7 protein-coding genes and 1 tRNA gene are annotated in these 8,667 nt (G+C 71.8%); 4 read left to right on the top strand and 4 right to left on the bottom strand.

The genetic code is table 11. The annotated features are described in order from the left end of the window. The coding region (locus O3Q52_RS42930) for an ATP-dependent RecD-like DNA helicase (RefSeq protein ID WP_269653955.1) at positions 1–1,080 on the top strand (1,080 nt) is incomplete at its 5' end. Between the two features lie 170 nt (positions 1,081–1,250). On the opposite strand, the gene O3Q52_RS42935 is transcribed toward O3Q52_RS42930, so the two are convergent. Then, complete coding sequence (locus O3Q52_RS42935) at positions 1,251–1,955, bottom strand: hypothetical protein (RefSeq protein ID WP_269653956.1); 705 nt, start codon at positions 1,953–1,955, stop codon at positions 1,251–1,253. A gap of 47 nt (positions 1,956–2,002) precedes the next feature. Here O3Q52_RS42935 and O3Q52_RS42940 point away from each other — a divergent pair, with 47 nt between their 5' ends. Next, entirely contained in the window at positions 2,003–2,191 is a 189-nt protein-coding gene (locus O3Q52_RS42940; RefSeq protein WP_033323315.1) for a DUF5703 family protein, read from the top strand. A gap of 132 nt (positions 2,192–2,323) precedes the next feature. Here the strand turns inward: O3Q52_RS42940 and O3Q52_RS42945 are convergent, their stop codons facing one another. From O3Q52_RS42945 to O3Q52_RS42955, 3 genes are all read right to left on the bottom strand, one after another. Continuing rightward, positions 2,324–3,163, bottom strand: a complete 840-nt coding sequence (locus tag O3Q52_RS42945; protein WP_269653957.1) for a chaplin family protein — start codon at positions 3,161–3,163, stop codon at positions 2,324–2,326. 208 nt (positions 3,164–3,371) lie between these two features. After that, entirely contained in the window at positions 3,372–3,605 is a 234-nt protein-coding gene (locus O3Q52_RS42950) for a chaplin (RefSeq protein WP_269653958.1), read from the bottom strand. 181 nt (positions 3,606–3,786) lie between these two features. Further along, a complete protein-coding gene (locus O3Q52_RS42955) occupies positions 3,787–5,112 on the bottom strand; it encodes a M20/M25/M40 family metallo-hydrolase (protein WP_269653959.1) in 1,326 nt (441 codons plus the stop codon). 199 nt (positions 5,113–5,311) lie between these two features. On the opposite strand from O3Q52_RS42955, the gene O3Q52_RS42960 reads away from it, so the two are divergent. Together O3Q52_RS42960 and O3Q52_RS42965 are read left to right on the top strand one after the other, a co-directional pair. Further along, positions 5,312–5,396 (top strand) — tRNA-Leu (locus O3Q52_RS42960). 307 nt (positions 5,397–5,703) lie between these two features. Beyond that, positions 5,704–8,667 (top strand): non-ribosomal peptide synthetase (locus O3Q52_RS42965; protein ID WP_269653960.1); only part of this gene is annotated, 2,964 nt, incomplete at its 3' end.

Raw genomic sequence — 8,667 nt, forward strand, 5'->3', positions numbered from 1 at the left:
GTGTGCGCCGCCGCCCACACCCCGGACGGCCGCCGCCGCTTCGCCGCGCTGCTCGCCACCGTGGAGGAAGCCCGAGGCACGGACGAGCCGCAGGACAGCACGGTCGGCGGTGCCGAACCCCACGAGGCCGTGACCACCGTCGCCGGACTGCTCTCCGGGGCCGAGGGCCCGGGGCGGGACACGGACGGCCTGCTGCGGACCGACCTCCTGATCGTGCTCGACGCACCGCAGCTCGACGTGGAGAGCGCGGCGATGCTCGCGGAGTCGCTGCCCGACGGGGCCCGGCTCGTGCTGAGCGGGGACCCCGGGGTGCTGTGGTCGGCGGGCCCCGGCCGGGTCTTCGCGGATCTGCTCGCCGCACGCGCGTGCCCACAGGTCGCCTCGCGGACCCCCGACCCCGGCCCCATCGGCGAGCTGGTCTCGGGCATCGGCATCGGCGAGCTGAACCAGGTGGCGGCCCCCGGCAAGGAGGTCGTGATCGTCCCGGTGCGCGACGCCGGGGAGGCGGTCCACCGGACCGTGCAGCTGATCGCGGACTCGGTGCCGCGGGCCATCGGGATCCCGGCCGGGCAGACCCAGGTGATCACCCCGGGCCACGGCGGCGCGGCGGGCACCCGCGCGCTCAACACCGCGCTGAAGGAGCGGCTCAACCCCGGCCCGGGCCGCTTCGGCGGCTTCGACCCGGGTGACCGGATCGCGTACTCCCCCTCGCCGGGCCGCACGGTCCCGGGCCAGGTGGTGAAGGCCGACGCCGACGGGCTGCACCTGGAGTGCGCGGGCGCCCCCGTCGTCGTACCGAAGGAGCGGGTGGAGCAGACCGTGCGGCACGGCTGGGCGATCACCGCGCACCAGGCGGTCGGCGCCCGGTGGCCCGCCGCGGTCGTGGTCCTGCCCGGGGATGCCGCCCAAGCGCTCACCCGGCCCTGGATCTACACCGCCTTCGGCCGCGCCGAGCAGCACCTCTCCGTGGTCCACGGCGTGGATCAGGCACTGCCGCGCGCGGTGGCCGAGATCGCCGCGAAGCCGCGTACGACCCGGCTGCCGGCCCTGCTCAGGGCCCAGGTCCCGGCGACCGGCTGACGCCCGCCGCGGATCCCGGCCTTCGGACCGCGGGGCCCGGCTCTCCGGGCCCCGGCTCCCGGCCTTCGGCCCCTGACACACCGGTGGCGGTCACCGGGCTCTCCGCCCGGTGACCGCCACCGTGTGAACCAGTACGGACCGTTACGAACCAGTACGAACTGGTGGGACCCTCAGCGATCCGCGTCCAGCGGCTCCAGATCCTCGTCCTCGTCGAGCTCCGACTCGACGGCGTCCTCGATGCCGTCGTCGAGGTCCGCCCCGGCCTCCTCGTCGAAGACGGCACTGACGTCGAAGCGGCAGACCACCTGATGCGGATCGGCGTGGTCGAACGGCGCCTCCAGCCACTCGCCCGGCTCGGCGGGCTCGTCCGCGGCGGTGACCCACAGCGTGGAGTCGCCCTCCTCCAGACCGAACTCCTTGTGCCGGGAGGCGATCTCGTCGGGCTCGAACTCCCCGAAGAGGACGCCCAGGGCGCCGTGCACAGTCCCGGACGCGGCGTCGAAGCCCGCGGCCGCGGCCCCGGACTCCTCCACGGCCTCCACCCGCTGCGCCTGCGCCAGCAGCCGCTGCGGCTCCACCACCGTGTAGTCCCGGCGGATCAGCACGCTCAGCGCGTTGGGCTCCTCCGGCCCGGTGTACGGCAGCGCGTCCTCGGTGCCGGGGATCTCGAAGGGAGTGACCTCGTCATAGCGGTCGTAGAGGAGCTCGTCGTACTCCTCGGCGGCCGCGGCCAGCTCGTTGAACGCCTCGTAGACGGCCGGGTCGTCCTCACCCGTCCTGCGCTCGACCGCCGCCAGGTGACGGTCGAGCGCGGCCTTGACCGCCTCGGCGGCGGCGCGTACCTCGGCAGCGGTGGGCTGCGCAGCATCAGACATAGTGCAGACGCTATCCGTACACGGCCTCCACACGCACAATAGATGCGATGCCGGAATACGAATTTGTCGACGTGTACGTGCCGCGCGGGGTCTCCCGCAAGGAAACGACACGACTGCTGACGGACCATGCCGAGTACGGACACTGGGAGTTGGACCGCCTCAGCCTCCACCCGGACGGCAGCCGCAGGGTGCGGTTGCGCCGGCGGATCATCCGCCAGGTGCGTGCCACGTGGTGACGAGGGACGGCTGAAACGGAGCGGGCCCCGCGCGTGCGGGGCCCGCTCCGTCGACCCCCGCGGGGGCGTGCTCGCCTACCCCTGGGGGCTTTTGTGGTGCCATGACACGTTTTGCCGTGCCATGGCGTCGTTTCACGCGGAGGCGCGAGCCTTGCGGTAGAGCACGGCGCCCATCAGCAGCGCGCCCGCGCCCACCGGCAGCGCGAGACCGAGCGGCAGCTCACTGCCGGTCTGCGCCAGCTGCTCTGAACCCTTGGGCTGCGAGACGGCCTGGGCGCCCGGGTCGTTCGGGTTCGAGGAGCCCAGGTCCACGCCACCACCGGGCCGGCCCGGTCCACCGTCGCCGCCGGGTCCTCCGGGCCGGGCCGGGTCACCGGGGTTGCCCGGGTCCCCGGGGTTGCCCGGGTCACCGGGCTGTCCCGGCTTACCGGGCTCCCCCGGCTTGCCCGGCTGACCCGGGTCCCCGGGGTCACCCGGCTGACCGGGCTTTCCCGGAGGGTTGGGCTCGCCGTACCCGGGCGGCGTCGCCCCGTGCCCGCCACCGGTGTTCGAGCAGTCGTTGCCCGTGGCCGCGTTGCCCACACCGCCGACTGAGACGCTGTTGCCGCAGACGTTGACCGGCACGTCCACCGGAACCTGGACTTGGTTGCCCGAGCCCACGCCGGGCGAGTTGCCCGTGTACCCTCCGGCGTTCGATCCGCCGCCGGATTGGTGGCGACCGGAGTCGCCGCCCTTGTTGGCGCACTTGTTGCCCACCGCCGGGTTGAGCACCCCGACCACGTTCACGGTGTTGCCGCAGACGTTGACCGGCGCGTGCACCGGCGCCTGCACCGAGTTGCCCGAGAGCACGCCCGGGGAGTCCGAGGCGCCGCCTTGCGCCCCCGAGTCGGCCTGCGCGTAACCGCCGGTGGCGGCGAGGACGCCGGTCGCGGCCGCCACCGTCATCAGGCCTTTGCGGGTGACCTGTCGCATAGCTTTTCCCTGCCTTGTGATCCTTGTGAGCCGTGCGGCTTCAGGAACGCGCACGCGCCGGGATGCGCGGGCGCGGAATTGCGGAATGCTGAACACGGAATGTCGGCGGCCCCGGAGCGCATGGCGTGCGCTCCGGGGCCGCGGACTCAGACCCTCATGGGTTTTCAGGCCTTCATGGAGTGCAGGCCCTCATGAGGTGGGCACAACGTCAGGCGTTGGTGCAGGTGTTGCCGAAGGCAGGGTTCAGCAGCCCGATCACGGAGACCGTGTTGCCGCAGACGTTCACCGGCACGTGGATGGGCGCCTGGATGACGTTGCCCGAGAGCACGCCGGGCGAGTTCACGGCAGCACCCTGAGCCCCGGCATCGGCAGCCGCAACACCCGCACCGGCGAGAACGAGGCCACCCGTGGCAGCAACAGCGGCGACGATCTTCTTGATCATTATTCCTCCTTGTTGGCAATGCGATCCCAGCCGCGGATCGCATCACCTGTAACGAGGAGGGAGTAATAGGGCTACGAGCTTATGAGCCCATTCACTCTTCTCAGTCGACTCCGTACGCGCTGGCGATTATTGGAGTGTCGTTTCAGCGGGTTGATTCAGGACGCTTCGCGGATGCGGCGGTTCAGGACGCCTCGATGAAGCGGTCGAGCACCCGCACCCCGAACTTGAGGGCGTCGACCGGGACCCGCTCGTCGACACCGTGGAACATCCCGGCGAAGTCCAGCTCCGGCGGCAGCTTCAGCGGGGCGAAACCGAAGCAGCGGATGCCGAGGTCGTCGAAGGACTTGGCGTCGGTGCCCGCGGAGAGCATGTACGGGACGGCCCGGGCGATCGGGTCCTCGGCGGACAGCGCGGTCTGCATGGCGTCCACCAGCGCCCCGTCGAAGGTGGTCTCCAGCGCCTTGTCGGCGTGCACGTCCTCGCGCTTCACGTTCGGGCCGAGGATCCGGTCCAGGTCGGCGAGGAACTCCTCCTCGTAGCCCGGCAGATAGCGGGCGTCGACGTGGGCGGTCGCCTGGCCCGGGATCACGTTCACCTTGTAACCGGCGCCCAGCTGGGTCGGGTTGGCGGTGTTCTGGAGCGAGGCGCCGATGAGCTTGGCGATACCGCCGAGCTTGGCGAGCGTCGCGTCCATGTTCTCCGGGTCGAGCTCGGTGCCCAGCGCGTCGCCGAGTTCGTCCAGGAAGTGCCGCAGCGTCTTCGTCACCCGCACCGGGAACTTGTGCCGGCCGAGCCGCCCGACGGCCTCCGACAGTTCGGTGATCGCGTTGTCCTTGTGGATCATCGAACCGTGTCCGGCGGTGCCGTCCACGGTCAGCTTCATCCAGTGCATGCCCTTCTGGGCGGTCTCGACGAGATACAGCCGCAGCTTCTCGTTGACCGTGAAGGAGAACCCGCCGACCTCGCCGATCGCCTCGGTCACGCCCTCGAAGAGGTCGGGGTGCTTGGTGACGAGGTGCTTGGCGCCGAACTTGCCGCCCGCCTCCTCGTCCGCCAGGAAGGCCAGCACCAGGTCCCGGGGCGGCTTGCGGCCGCTGCGCATCCGGTCGCGGACGACCGCGAGGGTCATCGCGTCCATGTCCTTCATGTCGACCGCGCCGCGGCCCCACACACAGCCGTCGGCGATCTCGCCGGAGAACGGGTGGTGCGTCCAGTCCTGGGCGTTGGCCGGTACGACGTCGGTGTGGCCGTGGATGAGCAGCCCGGGCCGTGAGCGGTCCTCCCCCTCGATCCTGACCACCGTGGAGGCGCGGCCCTGGTGCGACTCGAAGATCTGCGGTTCGAGTCCCACCTCGGCGAGCTTCTCCGCGACGTACTCGGCGGCCTTGCGCTCACCCGGGCCCGAGTGGTCGCCGTAGTTGCTGGTGTCGATCTGGATCAGCTCTCGGCAGAGGTCGACGACCTCGTCCTCACCCGTGACGCTCCTGGTCCCGTCCGGCTCACTCACGCTGCTTCCTCCCACGCTGCCTGCCGGCGGTGTTCCCGTCGGCGGTCTCTCCATCCTCCCTCCCGGACCCCGCCCACCCCAAGGGCGGACCAGGCCCGTCACACGTCGTTCACGCCCGCCCACCCGTGATCGGGGGCCCTCGAAAGCCTGGTAATGTTTCCTCCGTCGCCGCGAGGGAAACCCGCGCGACAGACACCTTGTCCGGGTGGCGGAATGGCAGACGCGCTAGCTTGAGGTGCTAGTGCCCTTTATCGGGCGTGGGGGTTCAAGTCCCCCCTCGGACACACGAGATGAGTGAGGGCCGCGACCGGCTGGTCGTGGCCCTCACTCATTGTCTACGCCCCCTGGCTCGACGGTGTTACGGCCATGTGTGGGGCAGATCTCGTCAGGATGACATACCCCCACGTCAGAGCGTTGGGGCAAGCGCTCTCCAACCCCTCCTGGGGCCTCCTCACATGGCTGAGCCGCAGGTCCGGAGCTAGCGTCGTACTAAAATTACACGCTTGTTTGGAGCTGACCGGAATATCCCCAGGCATACCTGCGGGCCCGCCGGCTCCCCCGGACGTCCCGGGAACCACACGTGAGGACCCGATGGCAGCCCTCGAGCAAGGACCCGCACTAGCGCTGTTCGACGAAGAGGTGCGCGCGGAGTTCGGCGACCCGGCCCGCTTCACCGCCGCTTCCGCCGCCTCGCCCCGCACCCTCGTCGACATCCTCGACGCGACCGTACGGGCCTACCCCGACGAGCCCGCGCTGGACGACGGTCACCGCTGCCTGAGCTACCGCGCCCTGGCCATAGAGGTCGAGGCCCTGAGGCGGCGGCTGGGCGCCGCCGGGGTGGGCCTCGGGGACCGCGTGGGTGTCCGGGTCCCGTCGGGGACCAACGAGCTGTACGTGGCGATCCTGGCCGTCCTCGCGGCGGGCGCCGCCTATGTGCCGGTGGACGCCGAGGACCCGGACGAGCGGGCCGAGCTGGTCTTCGGCCAGGCCGGGGCGCGGGCCGTCGTCGGCGCCGGGCACGAGCTGACCGTCGAGGGGCGCAGCGAGACGCCTGCCGCGCGGCCCGGGGTCGAGCACGACGCCTGGATCATCTTCACCTCCGGTTCGACCGGGAAGCCCAAGGGCGTGGCCGTCAGCCACCGCAGCGCCGCCGCCTTCGTGGACGCCGAGGCCGAGCTGTTCCTGACCGACGACCCGATCGGTCCGGGTGACAGGGTCATGGCGGGCCTCTCCGTCGCCTTCGACGCGTCCTGCGAGGAGATGTGGCTGGCCTGGCGCTACGGAGCCTGTCTGGTGCCCGTGCCGCGCTCCCAGGTGCGCAGCGGCGCCGACCTGGGGACCTGGCTGGTCGAGCAGGAGATCACCGTCGTCTCCACCGTGCCGACGCTGGCCTCCCTGTGGGAGCCGGAGGCTCTCAACGAGGTCCGGCTGCTGATCTTCGGCGGCGAGGCGTGCCCGCCCGAGCTGGTGCAGCGGCTGGTCACCGAGGGCCGCGAGGTCTGGAACACCTACGGGCCGACCGAGGCCACCGTCGTCGCCTGCGCCTCCCTGATGACCGGCGAGGAGCCGATCCGTATCGGGCTGCCGCTCAACGGCTGGGAGCTGGCCGTCGTCGACGAGTCCGGCGAGCCGGTCCCGATGGGCGGCAGCGGTCAGCTGGTGATCGGCGGAGTGGGCCTGGCCCGCTATCTCGACCCCGAGAAGGACGCCGAGAAGTACGCCCCGCTGGAGTCGCTCGGCTGGGAGCGCGCCTACCGCAGCGGTGACCTGGTCAAGGCCGAGAAGGAAGGGCTGGTCTTCCTCGGGCGCGCCGACGAGCAGATCAAGCTCGGCGGCCGTCGGATCGAGCTGGGCGAGGTGGACACCGCGCTCCAGGGACTGCCCGGTGTCGCGGGTGCGGCGGCGGCCGTCCGTACCGCCCGCAGCGGCAACCAGCTGCTCGTCGGCTATGTGGTCACCCAGGAAGGCTGGGACCACGCGACGGCCGTCGAGAAGCTGCGCGCCGAGCTGCCCGCCGCCCTGGTCCCGCTGCTCGCGCCGGTCGCCGACCTGCCGACCCGGACCTCGGGCAAGGTCGACCGCAACGCCCTCCCGTGGCCCCTGGAGGGCCTGGAGACCGGTGGTCCCGCCGAGCAGCTGTACGGCACCGAGGCCTGGCTCGCCGAGCAGTGGAGCGAGGTGCTCGGCATCCCCGTCGGTTCGGCGCGGGACGACTTCTTCGCGATCGGCGGCAGCAGTCTCGCCGCCGCCCAGCTCACCACCCGGCTGCGCACCCGCTACCCCAGCGCCGCCGTCGTCGACATCTACCAGCAGCCGGTGCTGCGCAAGCTGGCCCGGCATCTGGAGAAGTCCGCTCAAAGCGACGGGGCCACCCGCGAGATCGCGCCGGTGCCCCTGCGCGCCAAGGTCGTCCAACTGCTGGTGCTCGTCCCGCTGTTCACCCTGCTCGGCCTGCGCTGGACCGTGGCGCTGGCCGCGCTGGGCAACGTACTGCACTGGTTCGGTCCGTATCCGTGGGTGCCGACCGCCTCGTGGTGGGTCGTCGCGGCGGGGGCCGGGCTGCTCTTCAGTCCGCCGGGGCGGCTCGCGATCGCGGCCGGTGGTGCGCGGCTGCTGCTGCGCGGTCTGAAGCCCGGGCGGTATCCGCGGGGCGGGAGTGTTCATCTGCGGCTGTGGACGGCCGAGCGGCTGGCCGAGTTCAGCGGGGCGACCTCGCTGACGGGGTCGTGGTTGGAGCGGTACGCGCGTGCGCTCGGCGCCAAGGTCGGGTCCGATGTCGATCTGCACTCGCTGCCGCCGGTGACCGGCATGCTCAAGCTCGGCCGGGGTGCCGCCGTGGAGTCCGAGGTGGACCTCTCGGGGCACTGGCTGGACGGCGACCGGCTGGAGATCGGCCCGGTCAAGGTCGGCGCGCACGCCGTGGTCGGCACCCGCAGCATCCTCTTCCCGGGCGTCCGGGTGGGCAAGCGGTCCGAGGTGGCCCCCGGTTCTGCCGTGGCCGGACACATCCCGACCAGTCAGCGGTGGGCCGGAGCTCCCGCGGCCAAGCTCGGCAAGGCCAAGCGGGACTGGCCGAAGGAGCGCCCGCAGCGGGGTACGTACTGGCGCGTGATGTACGGCGCGACCGGCTTCGCGCTCTCCGCGTTGCCGCTGGTCGCGGGCCTGGCCGCGCTGCTCGTAGCGAGCGTCTTCGTCTCGCCTCAGGCCGGGCTCGGCGAGGCGCTGCGGGATGCCGCGGTCGCGCTGGTGCCGGCGACGCTCGCCTTCGGTCTCACGTACGCGCTGATTCTGCTGGTCAACGTGCGGCTGCTCAGTCTCGGGCTGCGGCCCGGTACCCATCCGACGCACAGCAGGATCGGCTGGCAGGCCTGGACGGTCACGCAGCTGATGGACCGCTCCCGCGACACGCTGTTCCCGCTGTACGCCGGGCTGGCCACGCCGGTGTGGCTGCGGCTGCTGGGCATGCGGATCGGGCGGGGCGCGGAGGTGTCGACGGGAGTGGAGATCGGTGTCGATCCCGGCAGCAGGCACACCGGGATCGCAGTGTTCACCGCA

Origin of the sequence: Streptomyces sp. ActVer (assembly GCF_027270795.1) — a bacterium.
Taxonomy (GTDB): Bacteria; Actinomycetota; Actinomycetes; order Streptomycetales; family Streptomycetaceae; genus Streptomyces; species Streptomyces umbrinus_A.

Bases quoted from the DNA above. Each gene is read 5' to 3' on its own strand.
- O3Q52_RS42935 (WP_269653956.1), bottom strand. From the start codon at position 1,955: ATGTCTGATGCTGCGCAGCCCACCGCTGCCGAGGTACGCGCCGCCGCC.
- O3Q52_RS42940 (WP_033323315.1), top strand. From the start codon at position 2,003: ATGCCGGAATACGAATTTGTCGACGTGTACGTGCCGCGCGGGGTCTCC.
- O3Q52_RS42945 (WP_269653957.1), bottom strand. From the start codon at position 3,163: ATGCGACAGGTCACCCGCAAAGGCCTGATGACGGTGGCGGCCGCGACC.
- O3Q52_RS42950 (WP_269653958.1), bottom strand. From the start codon at position 3,605: ATGATCAAGAAGATCGTCGCCGCTGTTGCTGCCACGGGTGGCCTCGTT.